The sequence below is a fragment of the Kitasatospora humi genome (genome assembly GCF_020907985.1).
GTDB lineage: Bacteria > Actinomycetota > Actinomycetes > Streptomycetales > Streptomycetaceae > Kitasatospora > Kitasatospora humi.
Map to the genome: position 1 here is coordinate 53,766 of NZ_JAJJPA010000024.1, position 20,964 is coordinate 74,729.

General features: G+C 70.4%; 18 protein-coding genes. 4 read left to right on the top strand and 14 right to left on the bottom strand.

Translation table 11 applies throughout. From position 1 onward, the window contains the following. Positions 1–12: 12 nt before the first annotated feature. From LN042_RS22170 to LN042_RS37350, 5 genes are all read right to left on the bottom strand, one after another. Positions 13–1,272: an MFS transporter gene (locus LN042_RS22170; RefSeq protein WP_230053046.1), complete on the bottom strand. Its 1,260-nt coding sequence runs from the start codon at positions 1,270–1,272 to the stop codon at positions 13–15. Then, the gene (locus LN042_RS22175) at positions 1,269–2,078 is read right to left on the bottom strand and encodes a TfuA-like protein (protein ID WP_230053047.1); all 810 of its coding nucleotides are present in this window, start codon (positions 2,076–2,078) and stop codon (positions 1,269–1,271) included. The genes LN042_RS22170 and LN042_RS22175 overlap by 4 nt, the downstream gene beginning before the upstream one ends. Then, positions 2,075–3,370: a YcaO-like family protein gene (locus LN042_RS22180; protein ID WP_230053048.1), complete on the bottom strand. Its 1,296-nt coding sequence runs from the start codon at positions 3,368–3,370 to the stop codon at positions 2,075–2,077. Before LN042_RS22180 ends, LN042_RS22175 begins: the two co-directional genes overlap by 4 nt. A gap of 10 nt (positions 3,371–3,380) precedes the next feature. Next, complete coding sequence (locus LN042_RS22185; RefSeq protein ID WP_230053049.1) at positions 3,381–4,790, bottom strand: radical SAM/SPASM domain-containing protein; 1,410 nt, start codon at positions 4,788–4,790, stop codon at positions 3,381–3,383. A gap of 120 nt (positions 4,791–4,910) precedes the next feature. After that, complete coding sequence (locus LN042_RS37350; RefSeq protein WP_283843883.1) at positions 4,911–5,042, bottom strand: hypothetical protein; 132 nt, start codon at positions 5,040–5,042, stop codon at positions 4,911–4,913. A 689-nt stretch (positions 5,043–5,731) separates the two neighbouring features. Between LN042_RS37350 and LN042_RS22190 the strand changes: the two genes are divergently transcribed. Next, a complete protein-coding gene (locus LN042_RS22190; protein ID WP_230053050.1) occupies positions 5,732–6,262 on the top strand; it encodes a GNAT family N-acetyltransferase in 531 nt (176 codons plus the stop codon). Between the two features lie 398 nt (positions 6,263–6,660). Next, on the top strand, positions 6,661–7,380 hold the full coding sequence (locus LN042_RS22195) for a transposase family protein (protein ID WP_308191850.1): 720 nt from the start codon (positions 6,661–6,663) through the stop codon (positions 7,378–7,380). 423 nt (positions 7,381–7,803) lie between these two features. Here the strand turns inward: LN042_RS22195 and LN042_RS22200 are convergent, their stop codons facing one another. Together LN042_RS22200 and LN042_RS22205 are read right to left on the bottom strand one after the other, a co-directional pair. Further along, on the bottom strand, positions 7,804–8,526 hold the full coding sequence (locus tag LN042_RS22200) for a peptidyl-tRNA hydrolase (protein ID WP_230053051.1): 723 nt from the start codon (positions 8,524–8,526) through the stop codon (positions 7,804–7,806). Between the two features lie 74 nt (positions 8,527–8,600). Further along, entirely contained in the window at positions 8,601–9,521 is a 921-nt protein-coding gene (locus tag LN042_RS22205) for a hypothetical protein (protein ID WP_230053052.1), read from the bottom strand. Positions 9,522–9,798: 277 nt separating this feature from the next. Here LN042_RS22205 and LN042_RS22210 point away from each other — a divergent pair, with 277 nt between their 5' ends. Further along, on the top strand, positions 9,799–10,170 hold the full coding sequence (locus LN042_RS22210) for a YbjQ family protein (RefSeq protein WP_230053053.1): 372 nt from the start codon (positions 9,799–9,801) through the stop codon (positions 10,168–10,170). 138 nt (positions 10,171–10,308) lie between these two features. Here LN042_RS22210 and paaE read toward each other — a convergent pair whose 3' ends face one another. The 7 genes from paaE to LN042_RS22245 form a co-directional block, all read right to left on the bottom strand. Continuing rightward, the gene (paaE, locus tag LN042_RS22215; protein ID WP_230053054.1) at positions 10,309–11,379 is read right to left on the bottom strand and encodes a 1,2-phenylacetyl-CoA epoxidase subunit PaaE; all 1,071 of its coding nucleotides are present in this window, start codon (positions 11,377–11,379) and stop codon (positions 10,309–10,311) included. Then, the gene (gene paaD / locus LN042_RS22220; RefSeq protein ID WP_230053055.1) at positions 11,379–11,885 is read right to left on the bottom strand and encodes a 1,2-phenylacetyl-CoA epoxidase subunit PaaD; all 507 of its coding nucleotides are present in this window, start codon (positions 11,883–11,885) and stop codon (positions 11,379–11,381) included. Before paaD ends, paaE begins: the two co-directional genes overlap by 1 nt. Beyond that, the gene (gene paaC, locus LN042_RS22225) at positions 11,879–12,757 is read right to left on the bottom strand and encodes a 1,2-phenylacetyl-CoA epoxidase subunit PaaC (RefSeq protein ID WP_230053056.1); all 879 of its coding nucleotides are present in this window, start codon (positions 12,755–12,757) and stop codon (positions 11,879–11,881) included. The genes paaD and paaC overlap by 7 nt, the downstream gene beginning before the upstream one ends. 11 nt (positions 12,758–12,768) lie before the next feature. Then, positions 12,769–13,056 carry a 1,2-phenylacetyl-CoA epoxidase subunit PaaB gene (gene paaB, locus LN042_RS22230; protein ID WP_230053057.1) on the bottom strand — a complete coding sequence of 96 codons (288 nt, stop codon included), beginning with the start codon at positions 13,054–13,056 and terminating at the stop codon, positions 12,769–12,771. Next, a complete protein-coding gene (gene paaA, locus LN042_RS22235; RefSeq protein ID WP_230053058.1) occupies positions 13,049–14,017 on the bottom strand; it encodes a 1,2-phenylacetyl-CoA epoxidase subunit PaaA in 969 nt (322 codons plus the stop codon). Before paaA ends, paaB begins: the two co-directional genes overlap by 8 nt. Before the next feature lie 168 nt (positions 14,018–14,185). Then, positions 14,186–15,475 (bottom strand): M20/M25/M40 family metallo-hydrolase, encoded by a 1,290-nt coding sequence (locus LN042_RS22240; RefSeq protein ID WP_230053059.1) that lies wholly within the window; start codon positions 15,473–15,475, stop codon positions 14,186–14,188. 520 nt (positions 15,476–15,995) lie between these two features. Then, positions 15,996–18,425, bottom strand: a complete 2,430-nt coding sequence (locus LN042_RS22245) for an RICIN domain-containing protein (RefSeq protein ID WP_230053060.1) — start codon at positions 18,423–18,425, stop codon at positions 15,996–15,998. A 587-nt stretch (positions 18,426–19,012) separates the two neighbouring features. Between LN042_RS22245 and LN042_RS22250 the strand changes: the two genes are divergently transcribed. After that, positions 19,013–20,959 carry a putative Ig domain-containing protein gene (locus LN042_RS22250; protein ID WP_443667716.1) on the top strand — a complete coding sequence of 649 codons (1,947 nt, stop codon included), beginning with the start codon at positions 19,013–19,015 and terminating at the stop codon, positions 20,957–20,959. Positions 20,960–20,964: the final 5 nt, after the last annotated feature.

A 20,964-nucleotide genomic window follows, 5' to 3' on the forward strand; every position in this document is an offset into this window, starting at 1 on the left:
ATAGACATCGCGTCACGTCCTTGCCGGGACAGTGTCGGGAGTGGAGTCGTCGGCGGGTTCGGCGGCCTTGCCGAGCTTGCGGACCTGCCAGAGGAAGCCGGCCAGTACCGCGCCGCTCAGCGCTGCGGCTGCAAGAGAGCTGCTGCGGACCCCGGCTGCGGTGGCCAGCAGGCCACTGGCGACGGCGCCCAGCGGCATGCCGGCCACCGAGAGGGTCCGGAAGAGTGCCATGGTGCGTCCGATGACCTCCTGCGGTGCGGAAGTCATGAGGAGCGTCGACGAGGGCACGTTCCACAGGCCGGCAGCCAGGCCCAGGAGCGCCGCTCCGGCCACGAGGAACGCCGGCGACTGGGCTGTGCAGATGAGCAGGAATCCGGGGAGCTTGAGGCCGATCGCGACCCCGGACACCCGTGCGTGCGGAACCTTCCGGGCTGCCAGGCGCCCTGCGACGAGATTGCCGATCACCATGCAGGCTGCGGTGGCACCGGTCAGGATTCCGAACGCTGCCGGCCGCATTCCCAGTTCACGGATCGCCAGAATCGGGAGGACCGCGCTGCTCAGACCGTTGCAGAAGTTGTTGACGCTGACGCAGACGAGAAGGAGCTGAAGCAGTCCCTGCTTGCGTACACTCGCCAGCCCCTCCCTGATGTCGCCGACCAGGGAGCGAGACTTCTTGCGGGCCTGCTGGCCCGCAGATCGCCGATCGGCGTCCGCGGGCAACGCTCGGACCCAGCTGGCAGCTGCGCCGAAGGTCACGACATTCAACAGGAACGGCAGCGCCGACGAAAGGGAGGCGAGCCAGCTACCGAGCGGTGCTGCGGCGATGCCGGCGGTGGATTGGGAGGCACTGAGCCGAGCGTTGGCCTGGCCCAGGTCCTCCTTGGCGACCGTCGACGGCAGCAGACTGTTGAAGCAGCCGTCCGAGACCGTTTGCAGGCTCGTGAGCAGGAACGCGAACACGATCAGCGTGCCGACCGACAGCCACCCGGCTAGGGCGAGACCGGTCATCAGCGCGGCAAGCGCGCAGCGGATGCTGTCCGCGGTAAGGAACGCACGGCGTTTGTCCCAGCGGTCGATCAGGGCCCCAGCTGGTATGCCGAAGAGAAGCCAGGGGGCGAAGGACATGGCGGAGACCAGCGAGAGGACAGCGGGGCTGCCGGTCAACTCGGCAGCTAGGACAGCGAGGGCCGATGTGCGGGCGGCATCGCCCAGCCGGGTGCCGATGGCCGCGGCGTACAGCTTCTCGAAGGACGGACCGTAGGTTCGGATCACAGGGCCGAGCCTTTCGGCAACAATGCGGCCAAGGACGCGGGCACGGGTACGACCTCGCCGGAGTTGGTGCGGGGGGCCAGACCCAGCACCACATCGCGAAGGGCGGATTCGGCATCGCGTCGCTTGGCGTCCCACCGGTGGTGCTGGGCAGGGGCCAGGTAAGCGAGTGTCATCTCCAGCGCGCTGGTCTCGCCCCCTCGGCGATCGAAGCACTCGCGCGCCAGATGGCGCAGCGCCGAGTAGCTGCGGTCACCAAAATAGAGTTGGCGGGAACGGCGCCCGAACTCATGGCACTGCTCCTGTGGGAGGCCTTCGGCTACCAGCAACTCACAGAGCAGGTCCACGTTGACGGTGGGCGCGGTCAGGCCCCGGTAGGTGTCGTCGTGCAACAGCGCCACGTTCTCATCGGCGGTCCGCGACCCGGTCAGGTACGCGGTGAAGATCTCGCCCAGGCCTGTCATCCCCCACGGCCGGGCCTCCACCGCGCGCAGGGCGCCCATGCTGGCGCAGCCGTAGAGCCGTACTCCCCTGTGCAGGACTTCCTGTATCTCGGTGAGACTGACCGCTTGTCCTGCACCGAAGTAGCCGTCTATGAGCAGTATCACGGCCGGCGACCCCCCGGCGTCAAGCGCGGCGATCAGGTCACCGTCCTTGACCGGAGGCAGCAGGAGGTGGGCGGCATACTCGAACAGCGGGGAGTCCACCAGGCTCGGGCCGGCGAACACGACAAGCTGGCTCTTGTCGATCCGTCGCAGCGCCTCGTAGACGGACGGGTCATCGACCGCGGGCGCACCTGCCGTGATCAACGTCCCCCCTTGGCCTGCTTGTAGAAGCGGCTGCCGATCCGAGACGGCTCATTGGCCGCGAACTCCAGGCCGGGCACGACGACCTTGACCACCCGAGGCGGCACCTGCTCGGTATCACGGGCATCAGGCAGCGTCAGATCGGCCACCAGGACACGCCGAAGTCCCGCTGCGACCAACGACCGGCACACTGTCGCGAGATCGGCCTCCAGATCGTTTGCCGAGCCGTTCGGAATCTGGTCGAAGTCGACTGCCTGCCAGCCCAGAGCCCAGCGGGCCGCGCGTTCATGGGCCGCGTCATAAGTTTCAGTCCGGCGGTCACCGTAGCGCGAGCTGAAGTCCTCCCGAGCGCCGGAGATCACGCTCAGCCGAGACTGCGCCAGTTCAGTGAGCGCCCGGGAGACGCCGATCACCGGATCCAGATGGCAGCCCGCGCCGGCATTGACCAGCATCGGGTTCTCGGCCAGCCGGTCGTCCCCGAGCGCAAAAAAGCTGGTGACCTCAAGAGAGGAACGGAACGCGAAGAGCGACATGGAGATCCCGTTGTCGTCGAACCCCCGCGCGAGCCGCTGAAGCTCGGGCGGCAGCGTCTCTAGGCGCACCTGGGAGCCCAGCCGAAGAACCTCGCCGAAGGCACGGCCGTCCCGCTCGATCAATTCGTAGAGCGCGTGAAGGGTCGCCTCGCTGAGGCAATTGCCAGAGGCGAGACCGTCCGAGTGGCTGGCGAATAGCCGGGCCCCGTGTGCGGCATACGGTGAGAACACCGCATCGGCGGGGATCCACACGACTGCATGGCTCACTAGATCCCGGGTGGGGATCCATTCCAAGGCGGAGTCTGGATCCCAAGTGGTACGAGTGTCCAGGACGAGTTCCCGGGGGTCCAGGACCTCCGGAAGACTCTCCTCGGCCTGCTTCAACGTCAGGAACGGGCCGTGCCGGCCGTGCTGCTCACCGCAGTACCGCTCGTAGGCTTCCATCAGCGCCGACGCCAGTGCGGCCTCCCGGGAGCGTCCCTTGCCGCAGGTGACGCTGAGGTTTCCGGGTGCGGCCGTGGTCCGATAGGTGTTGAAGACCGGCAGACCCAGCCGGTCGAGACCGGTGACGTCCGCGACACGGGAGACCCCGGCTGCGGCGCGTAGCTCCCAGACGGTCTCGATGGTGTCCGTCAGCGGCAGATGCCGACCGCTGACGGCATAGAGCTCCTTATCGCAGTGCGGTGCCGTGTCAGTCAGCACGGTCTCCGCGGCCGGAACAAGCCGATCGAGGGCCTCTGGTGAAGACATGGATGTGGTCAACTTGGTTTCCTCAGACGAAATCGCGCAGATCGCTCGCCTGATACGCGAGATCCTGCGGCATGGGCAGGGACAGCTGCCCAAGGGCCAGGCGCTTCAACGCCTGGGGATTGCGCTTGGCGACGCGCGCGAAGGCGTCCAGAGTGAACCCGATCAACGCCTTGCGCTCACGGCAGGTGTTTGGCAGGGTTCCGAACTCGCCTGCGCCGGCCGAGAATGAGCGGTGGTAGCACTCCCCGCCGCAGATATGCCGCGCCCAGCAGCTTCGGCACGGTTCCCGCTCGTCGACCCGCTTGAAGTGCCGACTGCGCACCTCGACAATTGGCAGCCCCCGGGTGATGTTCCCCATTTCGAATGTCGGTTCCTCGATGGCATGGTGGCACGAGTAAACTCGGCCATCCGGTCCAACGGTAACCGCATTCCTAGCCGCCTGGCAAGGGTACCAAGAACTCACCGCACGGCCTTGATGCAAGATCTTCTGAAAGAACGACCCGAATGGCATGATATCCAGCACCATGCCGTTTTCGAGGTTATCAGTCCACCATTCGAGGAGATCTATCATCTCGGATTCACTGCTTGAGCTGATTCCCTCATTGTTGTACATCGGCTGCACATGGACTTCATTGAATCCCAGGGCTACCAGATACTTGTGAAGGGCCAGCAACGGCGTCCCCGGCTGGCTCACCGCGCGAACTCGCCTCATTGGAGATGTGCGAGTTTCAATCATCCGCCGGATGTTCCGGAGAACGATTCTGCTGGTAGGACGCCCGGAAAGGAGCACTCGATCCGAATTCAGCGCCGGTGGGCCGTCGAGGCTGACGACCAGGGAGATCGCGTGCGCCTCGCACCACTGCAGCGTTCGAGCCGTGAGCAGCGTGCCGTTAGTATATACGTTGAATTGCACTTTCAAGCCGCGGGCAGCCGCGTTAGCCTCGGCATACTCGACGCTGCGTTCCAGGATTTCTCGCTCAAGCAGTGGCTCCCCACCGACGAAGAAGATCCGCACTGGCCGCGTCGGATCCGCCTGGTCGAGGACCTGATCGATACTGGTCTTCGCGGTCTCCCAGGACATCCCCCCGGGGACCTCGGAGCCCTTCATTTCCTTGGTGTCCAGCTCGTTGTAGCAGTACGTGCAGCCCATGTTGCAGTGGTAGGTGTTGGCTATTACGAGCTGGCTGATCTGAGTACTTGCGTTGTCAGCGGGCACCGGGAACGAGGGCGTGGTGATCACACGAGTCAACTCTTGCCATTCGCGGCGCTCTTCATCCGTCAGCTCTGCACCACCGTGCCCGGCCTCCGCGAAACGCCTTGCGCGCTCCGCAATGTGGGGCGGCAGACTGGTGAACGACATCCGATTCGGATCATAGAGCGTGGCTCGCTGGCCATCACCGCTGGGGAGAACTACCGGTTCTTCGGAAGCCATTTCACTCCTCGCCATTTCACGAATCCCAGTTCTGCCAGGTGGTGCAGCCCTCAGGCCCGTCCACGGGCCCTGCAGTCGGGCCTGAGGGCTGGAGAATACCGAGCTCATCTATGCGGATCGTCAGGCGATCTCACAGAGGATCCCGGGACGCTCGACCTGGTCCTCGGCGTAAAGCTCCTCGACAAGGCCGCTCAGGTCGATCAGCTCGATGTCCTGCTCGACGATCTCAGCGGTAGCAACTGCACTGGTCATAACTGTTTCACCTCCCCTAGTCGACCAGACTGCGATCTACCCATAGCGCTCTCCACACAAACACAGAAGTAATGATGTCCAGTATGTAATACATGTCCGATATTTCTAAATCATGACGCTCGTCGGAACTATGCAGATGATTTGCCTGCGCTCAGATTGAGGTTTATGCGCGCGGAGAACTTCGCCCCATCGCCTCTTCGACGAAGGTGGACGGCGGACACACCTGTTCGCGGCACTGGCACCGTCTGACCTGCGGCTCGAATACGACTCGACGAACACTCGCCGCACTCTCGTCAAGCCGCCGCAGGTAACCGCTCTTCACCCGGGCCGAGTTGTGCCGCACGACGGACAGCCCACCCCGTCGCCGATTGTGGCGGCCTGGACGGTCAGAGCACTGACCGCTACGTCGGCAGCTTGGTGAAGCCGGGGGTTGGAGGGGATCGTCAGCCACGATCGTTCGTGATCGCAACTCCAACGATCCATCAGCTGAGAGGAAAAGGATGCTATACGGCGCCAGGACCGATCACGGCTGGACTAACGGCTCGGTCCGCGATTGATGGTGGGTGTAGCTCCGTCTCGGGGGCAGCTGAGTTGCGACGGCCGTTGACCAGCCCGGGGTGTTGTGATGGGCGGTGCTCGGTCGGGATATTCGCTGGTCGTCGCTCGTTGATGGTGGTCATACTGCCGCGATGGATCCAGTGACGCTTGAGACCGACCGGCTGGTGCTTCGGGCCTTCACACCTGCCGACGTGGATGCGGTGTACGAAGCCTGCCAGGACGAGGACATCCAGTTCTACACCCCGGTGCCGGTGCCGTACCGGCGTGCGGACGCGGAGAAGCTCGTCGGCGAGAAGCTGCCCGCTCAGTGGGCCGAGGACAGGGACTACACCCTCGGCGCGTTCCGCAAGGACACCGGCGCCCTGGTCGGCTCGTACTGCCTGACCCTCATCAGCCGCGGCGTCTGGGAGCTCGGTTACTGGGCGGTCAAGGAACAGCGCGGACGCGGGTACTCGGTGGAGGCCGCTCGGGCCCTGTGCGACTGGGGCTGGACCACCCTCGACGTCCACCGCATCGAGTGGTGGGCCATGGCCGGGAACACCGGCTCGCGTGCCGTCGCCGAGAAACTCGGCTTCACCGTCGAAGGGACACTGCGCAATCGTGGCATCGCCAACGATGGCAAGCCGCACGACTGGTGGGTGGGCGGACTGCTGAGGCCCTGATGCTCGGGCCGGTGCTTCGCCGGCTGCGTTTGCTCTTCTGCAGGGAAGTTCCCAGCTCGGACAGTGCCCGCAGAAGGGCCACACCCATTGATCATCGGCGGGCAGCCGTGACGTGGCAGTGGCCGCACGAGTTCTTCGAGTGTGACCAAGAAGTGGGCCCGTGCGGCCTTGACCAATCCTGTCTTCTGCGGCGTCTCGCGTGCACATCTCGGCGATTTGATCGAAGAGTTGGCCGATCTGTGGCTCGCCCGGTGCGAGTCGGAGCTTCGGGAGCGGCGTGGTGCCGAGCGGCAGCGGGAGGCCCGTGCCGGCCCGAAGCACGACCTGGTCTTCACCGACCGCCTGCTCGTCACCCTGGTCCACCTACGCACCGGGCTCCCGCACGCCGCGCTGCCGAGTTGTACGGCATCGCCCGCTCCACGATCTCCCGCGCCATCGGGGAGATCCGCCCGTTGCTGGCCATGCGCGGCTTCACAGTCCCCGACCACCCCGGCGTGCGACTTCGGACCCTGGCGGACGTGTTCGCCTACGCCGAGGCCGCGGGGATCCGGTTGCGGATCGACGGCGCCGAGACCCAGGTTCGCCGCCCGAAGGCAGGCAGGCCCGGACGGCGGGCCTTCGTCTCCGGCAAGAAGAAGCAGAACACCATCAAGACCACCACCATCAGCGACGGCCAGGGCCGTCTGCTGTGGTCGGGTGCGGACCGCCCGGGCCGCATGCACGACCAGACCGCGATGCGCACCGAGGGTACCGCCGAGCAGTTCCGGCTCCACCCGAAGGTGACGGCCGAGGTCGACGAGGGCTACCGGGGGCTGGCCAACGAGTTCCCTGACCAGATCAGCGCCCCTCCGAAGGAGCCGAAGGGCGACGCGCCGCTCGGCGAGCAGTACGCCTGGCGGGAGATGCGCCGACGGCAGTCCTCGGAGCGGATCTGCGTCGAGCACGCCAACGCCGAATTGCGGCAGTGGCGCCCGCTCCAGCGCTACACCGGCCGACGCGAGGACTACGCCGAGACCCACCGCGCGATCGCCTCGCTGGTCTCGGACCGCTCCGCCCGCCGGGCGACTCGCCGCAAGCCGAGCACCGAACTGGTGCTCGCCCGGCAGGCCGCCTGCTGATCAACCACCAGCCGACCCGCCAGGCCAACACGCCCCCACTTCAATCGCGGACCGACTCGTAAGGTTGCTACGGAGCCGTGGACTGCTCCGTGCCAGCCCATCGCTTGATCTTGGTGGCGGTCATCCTCCGGGCTGGCCGAGGCGGGCTCGCCAATCTTCTTCTCAGCCACTGAGGTGCTGTGCGCGTGCGCCGGTCGGTCCGCGCGCACGACACCACACCTGTGAGCCGCGATCTGTGGTCTCGTGCCCATACTCGTCGGCAGCGGCAGCGGGCGCGCTGCCCTCCAAGTGCTGCCGAATGCCGGCATACCGCTCGGGCGCCCACTCGGGCCCCTCCAGAGAGGACCTGCCGGAGGACGCGCGGCTGCGGCGAACGGACGCGACTCACCTGCTACGTTGCCATGCTGGGGCCAACGTGGTGCGTTACAGGCGTCCTAGGCGCCCGACGGGGCAGTAGCGCGTGCCGCCTTCGAGTGCAACAGTTAGCCCGGGAGCGATCTCCGTGAACCCGGCGTCCCGGACCACCGGCAGCCCACTGGCCGTCAGCTCGGCCCAGCGGGCGGGGGCGGCGGTCCGGACGGCGAGCGCGAAGCCGGCCTCCTGCCACTCCTTGCGCTGCCCGTCGTCCAACCGCCACCAGGCGAGCTGGGCGGCGTGGCCGGTCTGCGCCATGGTCTTGCCGGCGCTCATCGCCAGCTCCGGGTTGAGCCAGAGCACCGGCAGCTCCGGTGCCGGGGGCGCGGGGACGAACGCCTCGGGATCGCTCAGCTCGGTGCCCGACACCTGGAGCTTGGCCAGTTCCTTGGGCCAGCCGTCCAGCGGGACCGGCGGGAAGACCCGCACCTCGGCCGTCTCACCCGTCACCGTGATGCCCGGCAACTCGGCCGTCCTGCGCCACTCGCCGCCACGGGCCCGCCGGACGACCTTGCGGATCCGGGCGTCCTCCCAGGCGTGCACCGCCTCGGCCCATTCGCCGTCGCCGCCGGACCGCGGGTCGGCGAGCAGCGTGAGCACGGCGCGGGCCGAGGTCTGCAGCGCGTCGGTTCGGGCCGGCGGTGCCGTCTTCTCCAGGTGGACCACCAGCGGCAGGACGAACTGCTGCTTGGCATCGCGGTCGTTCGGGTCGGAGGCGAAGGGGGAGGTCACCCGGACAGACTACCGTCGGCCGGCTGCCGACCAGCCGGCCGTCCGTTCACCGTCGGCGCCGGGGTGGTCTGCGTTCACCGTCGATAGCCACGGCCCGGTTCGCGCTCCTCGGCCTCGTCATAGGTGAGGAACCAGCCCTCCGGATGGGTCGCCGCCAGCAGGCGCTCCAGGCGGGCGGCGCTGTCCTCGTCCGGGTCCTGGCCTGCCATGTCGTAGACACCGAGCAGCTCGTCGATGCACCCCTCCCAGTCGTAGTCGTACAGGTCGGCGGGCAGCACGCCCATCAGGTCGGCCACCGCCTGCGGCTGGGAGGAGAGCAGGCCGCGCGCGTCGGCCAGGGCGAGCCGCAGCGCCAGCTCCTCACCGGGGCAGCGGGGCAGCGGCCACTCGCCGAGCCCGAGGTCGTCGGCCAGGTCGTCGAAGGCCCGGGCCATCGCCCGCCGCCAGGACGGGTGCATCCGCCAACTCGCCTGCGGCAACCGGGCGAACACCGCCCAGTCCTGCTCCTCGCCCTCGATCACCGGCTCGTCGCCGTGCTCGTCGAGGTCGTCGTAGGCGGCATCGCCCAGTGCCAGCAGCTGGGTGTGCAACAGGCAGGCGGTACGCGGGGTCAGGGTCCAGTCGCCGGCCTCGTCGTCCTCGCCCTCCAGGGGGAAGAGCTCGGCGAAGTCGGGGGCGAAGTCCTCGGTGGTGCTCAACTCCAGGGTGCCGCCGAGCGCCTCGATGCCGGGCAGCGCGCCGATCAACCGGTCCGGGTGGAGCAGCGCGCCCAATGCGGCATGCGGATCCTCCTGCACCTCGCGCAGCAGCTCCATGCGCTGGGTCGCGGCATCGAGCCCGGTGAAGTCCAGTTCCTCCACCGCCGCCACCGCCGCGGCCCGCAGTGCCGGCCAGTCGGTCACCCGGATCCCGAGCACCACGGTCGCCTCGATCTCCAACGCACCCGGATTGTCCGTCGCGCCCGGCCCCTGCGGATGATCACTACGCTCGCCCATGCGACAAGGTTGACAAGAAGTGGCAGCCGTGTCCATCGGCTCAGCCGAACCTGGCCCCTTGGATCCGGGTGTGTCCGGGATCAAGCGTCTTACCTGGGCATTTGCACGCCTGGTCGAGCGCGGTCGGCGACTTGGACCGCCGCGCCTCGCGGCGGCCCGGACCGGCGGCCGCGGCAGGGCGTGGCGCTCCCCGGAGCGGGCGCCGGGTGCCGGACGGCGGCGGGGCCTCCCGGCGCGCTTGCCGGGCTTCGACCGGATCACGGCCGAGGATGACGGCATGACTGACATCGAGGACTTCGGCGGCGGCACTCCGGCCAACCCGGACGTGCTGGTGGTGACCACGAACGACGTGCCGGGCTACCGGGTGGACCGGGTGATCGGGGAGGTGTTCGGGCTCACCGTGCGCAGCCGACACCTGGGGACCCAGATCGGGGCCTCGTTCAAGTCGATGCTGGGCGGGGAGCTGAAGGGCCTGACCAAGACCCTGGTGGACAGCCGCAACCAGGCCATGGAGCGACTGGTGGAGCAGGCGCGGGTGCGCGGCGGGAACGCCGTGCTGGCGATGCGGTTCGACGTCACGGAGGCCGCCGACCTCGGCACCGAGATCTGCGCCTACGGCACGGCGGTGGTCGTCAGTCCGGTCTCCTGAGCCCTGGGGTCCCCGAGTCGGCCCTGCCTCCCTGACGGCGGACCTGACCCGGGCCATGGCGTTGGGGGCGTGCGGTCGACCGTCGCCGACCGCACGCCCCCGCCTCGGTCAGCCGCAGCGGCCCGGCTCCCGTGGTGCTCAGGCGTCGTAGTCCACCGTCACCTGGTCCGAGACCGGGCGCGCCTGGCAGGTCAGCACGTAGCCGGCCGCCAGCTCCTTCTCCTCCAGGGCGAAGTTGCGCCGCATCTCCACCTCGCCGCCGGTGACCAGGGCCCGGCAGGTGCCGCAGACCCCGCCCTTGCAGGCGAACGGCAGGTCGGGCCGGGAGTGCTGGGCGCCGTCCAGCACGGAGCGGTCGCGCGGCAGCCGCAGCACGCTGCGCCGGCCGTCCAGCACCACGGTGACCTCACTGGTGTCGCCCTCCGCCACCGCCTCTTCGAGGGGCCGCGCGGCGATCGGCTCGTCCTCCGCGTGGAACAGCTCCTGGTGCACCGCCGAGGTGGGCACGCCGAGTTCGGTGAGCAGCGCGCGGGTCTCGGTGACCATGCCGAAGGGGCCGCAGAGCCACCAGTGCCCGACCGCCTCGACGGGGACCAGTGCGGTGAGCAGCGCCCGCACCCGCTCGGTGTCCAGCCGCCCGCTGAGCAGTTCGGCGTCCCGCGCCTCCCGGGAGAGCACGTGGAGCACCTCGAACCGGCCGAGGTAGCGGTCCTTGAGGTCGGCGAGCTCGTCGGCGAACATCACCGTGTCGCTGCGCCGGTTGCCGTAGAGCAGGGTGACGGTCGACTCGGGGTCGGCGGCGAGCACGGTACCGGCGATGGAGAGCATCGGGGTGATGCCGGAGCCGGCCGCGATCAGCACGTGGTGGGCCGGCTTCGCCAGGTCCGCGGTGAACAGCCCGCTGGGGGGCAGCACTTCGAGCACGTCGCCGACGGCCGCCTCGCGCACCAGCTGCCCGGAGAAGAGCCCGCCCGGCACCTCGCGCACGCCGATCCGCAGCGGTCCGCCGACCGGCGAGCAGATGGAGTACGAGCGCCGCTCGTCCACCCCGTCGACCAGCCGGCGCAGGGTGAGCGACTGGCCGGCCAGGAAGGCGTAGTCCTCGGCCAGCTCCTCGGGCACCTCGAAGGTGACGGCCACCGCGTCGTCGCAGAGGCGCTCCAGGGCGGCGATCCGCAGGGGGTGGAACTGCGCGCGGCGGGTCGCCATCAGATCTCCTTCATACGTTCGAACGGTTCCCGGCAGGCCCGGCAGCGCCAGAGCGCCTTGCAGGCGGTGGAACCGAACCGGGACAGCTCCTCGGTGTCGGACGAGTCGCAGTGCGGGCAGTGCACCAGGCGGCGGGTGGGCCCCAGCTGGAGCAGCCCGCGCGGCCCGGCCGACCCCGTCGCGCCGGGCGGCGCGATCCCGGCCGCGGCCAGTTTGGCGCGGCCGGCCTCGGTGATCAGGCCGGTGCTCCAGGGCGGGTCCAAGCGCAGCCGGACGTCGGCCCCGGTGAACCCGGCGTCGCGCAGCCGGTGCGCCACGTCGGCGGCCATCTCGGCGATCGCCGGACAACCGGAGTAGGTCGGGGTCAGCCAGACGGTCACCGCGGCGCCCTGCTGCTCGACCCCGGCGAGCACGCCCAGCTCGGCCAGGGTGAGCATCGGCAGCTCGGGGTCGGGCACCGCACCGGCGATCTCGGCGGCGTCCCGGACGGGCAGCGTGCTCACCATGTCGCCCCCGGGTGTTCGCGGGCCACGGCCTGCAGCTCGGCCAGCAGCCGGCCCAGCGCCTCGGTGTGCACGCCCTCGCGGCCGGCCCGCCCGCCGACCCGGGCCAGCGGCGGCAGCTGCGGCACGGTCAGGGTGGCCCGCTCGATCAGCGCGGTCAGCTCGGTCAGCACCGGCTCGCGCAGCTCGGCCGGGTCGAGTCCGAGCCGCAGCTCCGCCTCGTGCGCCGTGAACAGCTCGTCGAGCAGCGGCCAGACGGCGTCCAGCCCGGCCTGCATCCGCTCCGCCGAGTACGCCGTGCCGTCGCCGAGCCGCAGCAGCCAGCCGGCGGCGTACTCCTGGTGGTAGGCCAGCTCCTTGGCGCCGCGGGCGGCGACGGCGCGCAGCACCTGGTCGGGGGCCCGCTCGGCGACCTCGGTGTAGAGGGCCAGCCGGGCGGTGGCGAAGAGCAGCAGGCGGGCGATGGAGTGGGCGAAGTCGCCGTTCTCCACCTCCACCAGCCGGACGTTGTGGAACTCGTGCTCGCCGCGCCAGTAGGCGAAGTCGTCCTCGGTGCGACCGCTGCCGTCGGCCTGGCCGGCCCGGGTGAGCAGCATCCTGGCCTGGCCGAGCAGGTCGAGGCCGAGGTTGGCCAGGGCCACCTCCTCCTCCAGCTCGGGGGCGTGGGTGCACCACTCGATCAGCCGCTGGGCCAGCACCAGGGCGTCGTCGCCGAGCATCAGGCAGTAGCGCGAGAGGTCGGCTCCGTCGACGTCCGGTGCCAGGGCGGTGTCGACGCCGAGCAGCGGGTCGGCGAAGCCGGTGCCGTACGCCCAGCGGGCCTCGGCTTCGTGGTCGCCCTGGGCGAGGGTCAGGTAGACGTGATCGTCCGTCATGGCAGTCCCCGTCAGATGTGCGGGACATCCTCGGGGATGTCGTAGAAGGTCGGGTGGCGGTAGACCTTGTCACCGCTGGGCTCGAAGAACGGGTCGCGCTCGTCCGGGGTGGAGGCGGTGATGGCGCTGGAGGGCACCACCCAGAGGCTGACGCCCTCGTTGCGCCGGGTGTAGAGGTCGCGGGCGGCGAGCAGCGCCTTGCGGTCGTCGGGCGCGTGCAGCGAGCCGACGTGCACGTGGTTGAGGCCGCGCCGGGGGCGCACGAACACCTCGTAGAGCGGCCAGGACGTGTCAGACATCGTGCTCCCGTTCCTTCTGCTTGCGCGCGTACTCGGCGGCGGCCTCGCGGACCCAGGCGCCGTTCTCGTGGGCGGCCTTGCGGACCGAGATGCGCTGGGTGTTGCAGGGCCCGTTGCCCTTGATCACCTGCTGGAGCTCGGTCCAGTCGGGCTCGCCGAAGTCCCAGCTGCCGCGCTCCTCGTTCCAGCGCAGCTCGGGGTCGGGCAGGGTGACGCCCAGGTGCTCGGCCTGCGGCACGGTCATGTCGACGAACCGCTGGCGCAGCTCGTCGTTGGTGTGCCGCTTGATCCGCCAGGCCATCGACCGGGCGGTGTTGGGCGAGTCGCCGTCGGAGGGGCCGAACATCATCAGCGACGGCCACCACCAGCGGTCCACCGCGTCCTGCACCATCCGGCGCTGGGCCTCGGTGCCGCGCATCAGGGTCATCAGCAGTTCGTAGCCCTGGCGCTGGTGGAAGGACTCCTCCTTGCAGATCCGCACCATGGCCCGGGCGTACGGCCCGTAGCTGCAGCGGCAGAGCGGGACCTGGTTGCAGATCGCGGCGCCGTCCACCAGCCAGCCGATCACGCCGACGTCGGCGTAGTTCAACGTCGGGTAGTTGAAGATCGAAGAGTACTTCTGGCGGCCGCTGATCAGGCGCTCGGTCAGGTCCGCCCGGTCCACGCCCAGCGTCTCCGCGGCGGCGTAGAGGTAGAGCCCGTGGCCGGCCTCGTCCTGGGCCTTGGCGAGCAGGATCGCCTTTCGGCGCAGCGAGGGGGCCCGGGTGAGCCAGTTGCCCTCGGGCTGCATGCCGATGATCTCGGAGTGCGCGTGCTGGGCGATCTGCCGGACCAGGGTGGCCCGGTAGGCCTCGGGCATCCAGTCGCGCGGCTCGATCCGCTGCTCCGCGGCGACCACCGCCTCGAAGCGCTCGGCCAGCTCAGGCGCCTCGGCGGGCGCTTCCGTCTGCACCGGTACCATCACCACTCCTCCCGACTGACCATTCGGTCGGTTCCATTCTGTAGCGAACCACGCACCGATGACAAGGACAACTCGGCAACCAAAAGGGAGGGTGGAACGGAGAGCAAAGAGGGCGGGCTCGACGCCCGCCCTCTTTCGGCTGGTACCTACTCAGCTGGTACCCATGAGCTATCTGCGCCGGCCCAGCAGGCCGGGCAGCGGCGCCGCGAGCAGGCCCGCCAGCAGTGCGAGCCGCGGGGCCAGCTGGTCGAGCTTGATCCGCTCGTCCCTGGCGTGCGCACCGGCGCCGACCGCGCCGAGGCCGTCCAGGGTGGGCAGACCGCGGGCGCCGGCCAGGTTGGTGTCGCCGGCCCCGCCCGCCGGGGCGCCGTCCAGCTGCTGACCGAAGGTCGCGGCCAGCAGCCGCACGTGCTGCAGCAGCTGGTTGTCCTCGTGCCGCTCGGGCCAGGCCGGCCGGCTGGACAGCACCTCGGTGGTCACCAGGGCGCCACTGCGGTGCGCCGTCAGGTGGGCCAGCGTGTCCAGGGTGCTGGCCTGCGCCTCCGGCGTGGAGAAGCGCAGGCCGAGCTCGGCCTCCGCCTGGCCGGCCACCACGTTCGCCCGGGTCCCCCCACGGATCCGGCCGGTGTTGAGTTCGGTGCCCGGCTGGTGGCCCAGCTGGTCGCGGATCTCGACGAGCTGGTCGACCAGCTCGTCGACCGCCGAGGTGCCGTCCTCGGCGTGGTTGCCGGCGTGCGCCTCGTGCCCGGTGACCATCAGCCGCACCCGGGTGGAGCCGCGGCGAGCGGTTTTCAGGCTGCCGTCCTCGTGCGGCGGCTCCAGGCCCAGCACGGCGGCGGCGCCCCGCAGCTGCCGCTCCACCACCCGGCGGCCGTCCGGGCTGCCGACCTCCTCGTCCGCGGTGATCACCATCCGCACCGAGCGGTGCGGACGCATCCCGAGGTCACCGAGCAGGGCGAAGGCCCCTTCCAGCAGGGCCAGTCCGGCCTTCATGTCGAGCACGCCGGGGCCGCTCAGCACCCCGTCGTGCTCCAGCACCGGCCAGTCGGCCAGGGTGCCGACCGGCCAGACGGTGTCGTGGTGGCCGACGAACAGCAGGTGCGGCAGGTCCTCGTGCCGGCCGGGCCACTCCAGCAGCAGGTGGTCGCCGGCCGGCCCCGGCTCGCGGCGGACGGTGGCGCCGGTCGCCCGGTACCCGGTCGCGAGCTCCTCGGCCAGCTGGTTGAGTCGCTCGGCATCCCCGCTCGGTGACTCGATCTCGGCCAGCGTGGTGAGGCGGCGGCGGACCGCGCCGGTCAGGGTGCGGGCCCTCGCGGTGAGGGTGCCCGGCAGGCCGGGCAGTGCCTCGGCCCTGGGGAGTGGGTCACCGCCCGGCTCAGCGGGCGCGGCGGGCGTCGCCGGGGTGTCCCCGGTCAGCGCCTGCGGGCCGGGCAGCTGGCTGGCGGTGTTGGCGCTCACCGGGCACCTCCGCGACAGCCGCGGGTACTCGGCGAACCGGTACGCGGCAGCACTGTGCGTGGTGCGGTGGAACGGCTGGTCGACATCGAGTCCTCCTCGCTCGATCCGGTGGTCCCGGCGCGACCGGGACCCCGTGGGCAGCGCCTCCAGGCGGCGGCGCCGGTTTGTCACCGTGGCCGGGGAAGCCGAAGCGAGCCTAGAAGAACGCACTGGTCCCAGGCGAGGTGCCCCTGCCCGGCGCACGGGCGGCACGGCCCGCGCCGTCCGTGCCGCGGCGTGCGGCGACCGGTCGGCCGGCCCTGGGTCCGGCCCGTGAGCAGCTGATCACGCCCACTCCTCCACGATGGACCTCGCGGCCCGCTTCGGCCCGACGAGCCGCCACCGGACCGCCGATTCACGCCGGACGGGTGACGGTCGAACGCGCCGCGGGCAGCACGCGGCGCGGCCGCGGTACGGAACACCCGTACCGCGGCCGCGCTGCGGGCCGACGCGGAGCCGGCAGCCGGTCAGGGCCGGCGGGTCACTCCACCCTCACCAGCTGCCAGCTCTGGTTGGCGCCGCCGTCGGCGGGCCACTGGATGGCGTGCGCGCCGAGGGTGAGCGAGGCGCCCTCGACGTCCACCAGGTCGCCGTCCGAGCGTGCCTGCAGGGTGTAGTGGCCCGAGTCGCCCGGCACCACCTGCCACTGCTGGTCGGTCCCGCCGTCGGGCGTCCACAGCTGGAGTTGGGTGGCCGGCATGGTGGTGCCGTCGGGCACGGTCAGCGCCTTGCCGCTGGCCACGCCGGTCAGCGTGTAGTAGCCGTCGCCGGTGCCGGTCAGCCGCCACTCCTGGTTGGCGCCTCCGTTGTCGGCCCACTGGATGATCGGGGTGCCGTCGCCGGTGCCCCGGTCGGCGGCGTCCAGCAGCTGGCCGCTGTTGGCGTTGACCAGTTGGTAGACGCCGTCCAGCGGGGCGGTGGGGTGCGCCGTGATGGTGAGGTGGCTGAACTGGGCCGGGTAGTAGCCGCCGGTGCCAAGGCCGATCAGCCCGGCGCCGTGGTCGCCGTCGCTGACGGTGGCCAGGGTGGTGCCGTCCAGGCGGGCGGTGATGGTGTCGCCCTGGAAGTCCAGCGCCAGGTGGTGCCAGGTGTCCAGGCCGGGCGCCTGGGCGGTGCCACTGGCCAGGGTGACGGAGTTCCAGCTGGTGTCGGTCTTCGAGATGCTCCAGGCGCCGTCGTCGGCGACCCGCAGGTGGTAGGCGTCGAGGCCGTTGTTGTTGCGGCCCTGGGTGCCGACCCGGCCGAGCAGGTCCACGCTGCCGGACTGTTCGAGCAGCGCGTCCACGCCGACCGTGTAGTCGCTCCAGCCGACGTCGCCCATGAGGGTGTACGGCTGGTCGGCCGACTCGTCGGTCCAGCGGATCGGGGTGGTCGGGGCCTGCTGGCGCAGGCACCGGCCGGACCGGCCGCCGGCGCAGGGGGCGGTCTGGAAGGCGCCGTTCATCGCGCTGAAGTACCTGGCCTCCTGGCCGGTCCCGGTGCCGGCCAGGCTGTCGCCGTAGGGCAGCGCCAGCGGGGTGCGCTGCGGGCCGGTCGCGGTGCCGGCGCCCTGGCCGGTGGTGGTGGTCACGGTGTACAGGTGGCCGGGCTGCAGGGTGAGTCGGTAGCTGCCGTCGACCGCGGTGAGGTCCGGGTCGCGGACCAGGTGGGTGGCGGCGGCCGGATCGGAGAAGTCGGTGGACCAGACGTGCAGGGTGCCGCCGGGCAGTCCGCCGGCCGTCCTCAGGGTGACGGTCTGGGCGGCGCCGGCGTCCAGGGTCTCCAGGACGGTGCTCCAGGCGGAGCGGTCGGGGGACGCGTAGCTGAGGTAGCTGCCGTCGGTGCGGTCGCCGGCCAGGTAGCCGGAGGCGGTGTCCAGGTACTGCCAGCCGGGGGCGGTGAACTGGGTGGTCTGGGCGATCGCCCAGGTGGACCGGCCGACCGTGTAGGCGCCGGACCACGGCTGGTTGGCCGTCACCAGGCCCATCGAGTTGAAGCCGAGGTTGGGGTAGAGGGCGGCGACCACCGGCCAGTTGATGAAGGCGGTCATCCTGCCGTCCAGGTAGCCGCGGTTGATGGCGCGGGCGATCGGGCCGGCGCCGGTGTCGGCGTCCTCGGAACCGTTCTCGCTGGCCCACAACCGTTTGCCGGTGGCGAGGGCGTCGGGGGTGCTGGAGCAGTTGCTCATCGCGGACAGGTAGCCGCACGGGTAGTGGGAGCCGACGATGTCGATGGCCGACTTGAGCGCGGGATCGACCTGCATCGCGGTGGCCACGTCCCAGCCGAACGAGTCGGCGCCGACCACCTTGGTGCGGGTGAAGCCGCGGGCGGCCAGGGTGGCGTGCAGGTTCTCGTACCAGGCGGCGTTGTAGCCGCGCTCGTTCCAGCCGCCCAGGTAGTCGATGGTGAGGCCGTGCTGCTTGGCGCAGCCCAGCCAGCTCATCAGGTAGTCGACCATGTCCTGGGACCAGAAGTTGCCGTTGCCGATCCAGCCCGGCGCGCCCCAGGAGAGGCCGTAGAGCTTGATGCCGGGGTTGCGGGCCTTGGCCTGCGCCATCAGCCACCACTCGTAGCCGGACCCGCAGTCGATGCTGCCCCGGGTGTGCTCGATGGAGGCCTCGGCGCCGTCGGTGGAGTTGGTGTCGCCGCCGACCTCGACCTTGAGGATCTGCAGTGCGGCGCCGTAGCCCGGCTTGAAGAGGTAGTCGAGGATCCGGCTGCGCTGCGGCTCGGGGTAGTCGAACAGCAGCCGGGAGTTGCCACCGCCGCCGCTGATCGCGCCGACTCCGTCGAAGGTGCGGCCGGGGGAGGTGCCGTCGACGGTGATGGCGGTGCCGTGGATGGCGGGCGCGGCCGTGGCCGCAGTGGGCGCGGTGAGCAGCGCCAGGCAGAGCGCCAGCAGGGCGAGCAGGGCGCGGGGAGCGGTTCGCATCAGGCGCAGGCCTCCCATGGTGGGTTGTGCGCGAGTGAGGGGGCTGAACAAACGGAACCGAGCAGAAGCAAACGGTAGAAATGGCCTGATGCCTCGTCAAGGGGACGCGCAGTGCGTGGAGTTGTCCAGCGCCCATGGGAGTGACCCCGGCGGATGACGCCAGAGCCGATCGAGTGACGAATGTGCCCGAGGCGGGCCCGACGGCCCGCCAGCAGCACTGAACCACACGCAGCACACCCCCTGCGGCGATCACCGACGGCCCGTGAAAAGGCCCACTGGTCAGCCAAGTTGAGGACTCGGGCAGGTAACGGATCCCACCCGCGCCTTGCCGCCGCAACTTCGGGCACCCTAACCTCGAGCCGCACCGGCCCACCCCCTCCGGGCCGATGCGGGGCCCTTTTGTCGGTCGCTTCCTGTCGCGTTCATGACACGTCCCCACCGGGAAGCGGCCGGGCCCCGCCCCCACGGACCAGCGCGCACTCCCCCGTGCCCGCACGACGCTCTGCACCTCGTGCGCGGCCTTCGAACCGCTCGACGACCCCCACGGAGGGTTCACCTTGCGCACCCACGCCCCCAACCGGGCAGGCCTGCGGGCCCTGACCGCGTTGCTGCCGGCCACCGCGCTCAGCGTCTTCGGCCTGCTCGCCCCCACCGCCCAGGCCGCCACCGCCACGGCGAACAGTCACGTCGCCGTCAAGCGGGCCTGTGCCGCCCCGACCCACCCGGGACAGATGGCCTGCCTGGCCCTGGCCAGGACCGACCTGGTCCAGCCGCACACCCTGGCGCCCAACGCCACCCCGTCCGGCTACGGCCCCAGCGACCTGCAGAGCGCCTACAAGCTGCCGAGCAACGGCGGCGCCGGCCAGACCGTCGCGATCGTCGACGCCCAGGACGACCCGAACGCCGAGTCCGACCTGGCCGCCTACCGCTCGCAGTACGGCCTGCCCGCCTGCACCACCGCCAACGGCTGCTTCAAGAAGATCGACCAGAACGGCGGCACCAACTACCCGACCGCCGACTCCGGCTGGGCCGGCGAGATCTCGCTCGACCTCGACATGGTCTCCGCCGTCGCCCCCGGCGCCCACATCCTGCTGGTCGAGGCCACCTCGGCGGACATGAGCGACCTCGGCACCGCGGTCAACCAGGCCGTCGCCCAGGGCGCCAAGTTCGTCTCCAACAGTTACGGCGGCTCCGAGGACTCGACCGACACCGCCTCGGACAGCCAGTACTTCAACCACCCGGGCGTGGCGATCACCGTCTCGGCCGGCGACTCGGCGTACGGCGCGGAGTACCCGGCCGCCTCCCAGTACGTCACCTCGGTCGGCGGCACCGCGCTCACCCGCGACTCCAGCGCCCGCGGCTGGAGCGAGTCGGTCTGGTCCACCAGCAGCTCCGAGGGCACCGGCTCCGGCTGCTCGGCCTACGACCCCAAGCCGAGCTGGCAGACCGACAGCGGCTGCGCCAAGCGCACCATCTCCGACGTCTCCGCGGTCGCCGACCCGGCCACCGGCGTCGCCGTCTACCAGACCTACGGCGGCTCCGGCTGGAACGTCTACGGCGGCACCAGCGCCTCCTCCCCGATCATCGCCTCGGTCTACGCCGACGCGGGCACCCCGGGCACCGGCGACTACCCCGCCAAGTACCCGTACTCGCACACCAGCGCGCTCAACGACGTGACCAGCGGCAGCAACGGCAGCTGCTCGCCCTCCTACCTGTGCACCGCCGGTCCCGGCTACGACGGCCCGACCGGCCTCGGCACCCCGAACGGCACCGCGGCCTTCACCGCCGGCGGCAGCACCGGCGGCAACACCGTCACCGTGACCAACCCGGGCAGCCAGTCCACCGCCGTCGGCGGCGCGGCCAGCCTGCAGGTCAAGGCCACCGACTCGGCCTCCGGCCAGACCCTGACCTACTCGGCCAGCGGCCTGCCCACCGGGCTGTCCATCAGCTCCTCCGGCCTGATCAGCGGCACCGCCACCACCGCCGGCACCTACAACGTCACGGTCACCGCCAAGGACGCCACCGGCGCCAGCGGCAGCGCCTCGTTCACCTGGACCGTCACCGGCTCGGGCGGCGGCTGCACCGCCGGTCAGCTGATCGGCAACCCGGGCTTCGAGACCGGTAGCGCGTCGCCGTGGACCGCCACCGCCGGCGTGATCGACAACTCCAGCGGCGAGCCGGCCCACAGCGGCTCCTGGAAGGCCTGGCTGGACGGCTACGGCACCACCCACACCGACACCCTGTCGCAGACCGTCACCATCCCCGCGAGCTGCAAGAGCGCCAGCTTCAGCTTCTGGCTGCACATCGACACCGCCGAGAGCGGCAGCACCGCCTACGACAAGCTGACGGTCCAGGCCAACTCCACCAACCTGGCCACCTACTCCAACGTCAACGCCAACTCCGGCTACGTGCAGAAGACCTTCAACCTCTCCTCCTTCATCGGTCAGACCGTGACCCTGAAGTTCACCGGCACCGAGGACTCCTCGCTGCAGACCAGCTTCGTGATCGACGACACCGCACTCAACGCCTCCTGATCCAC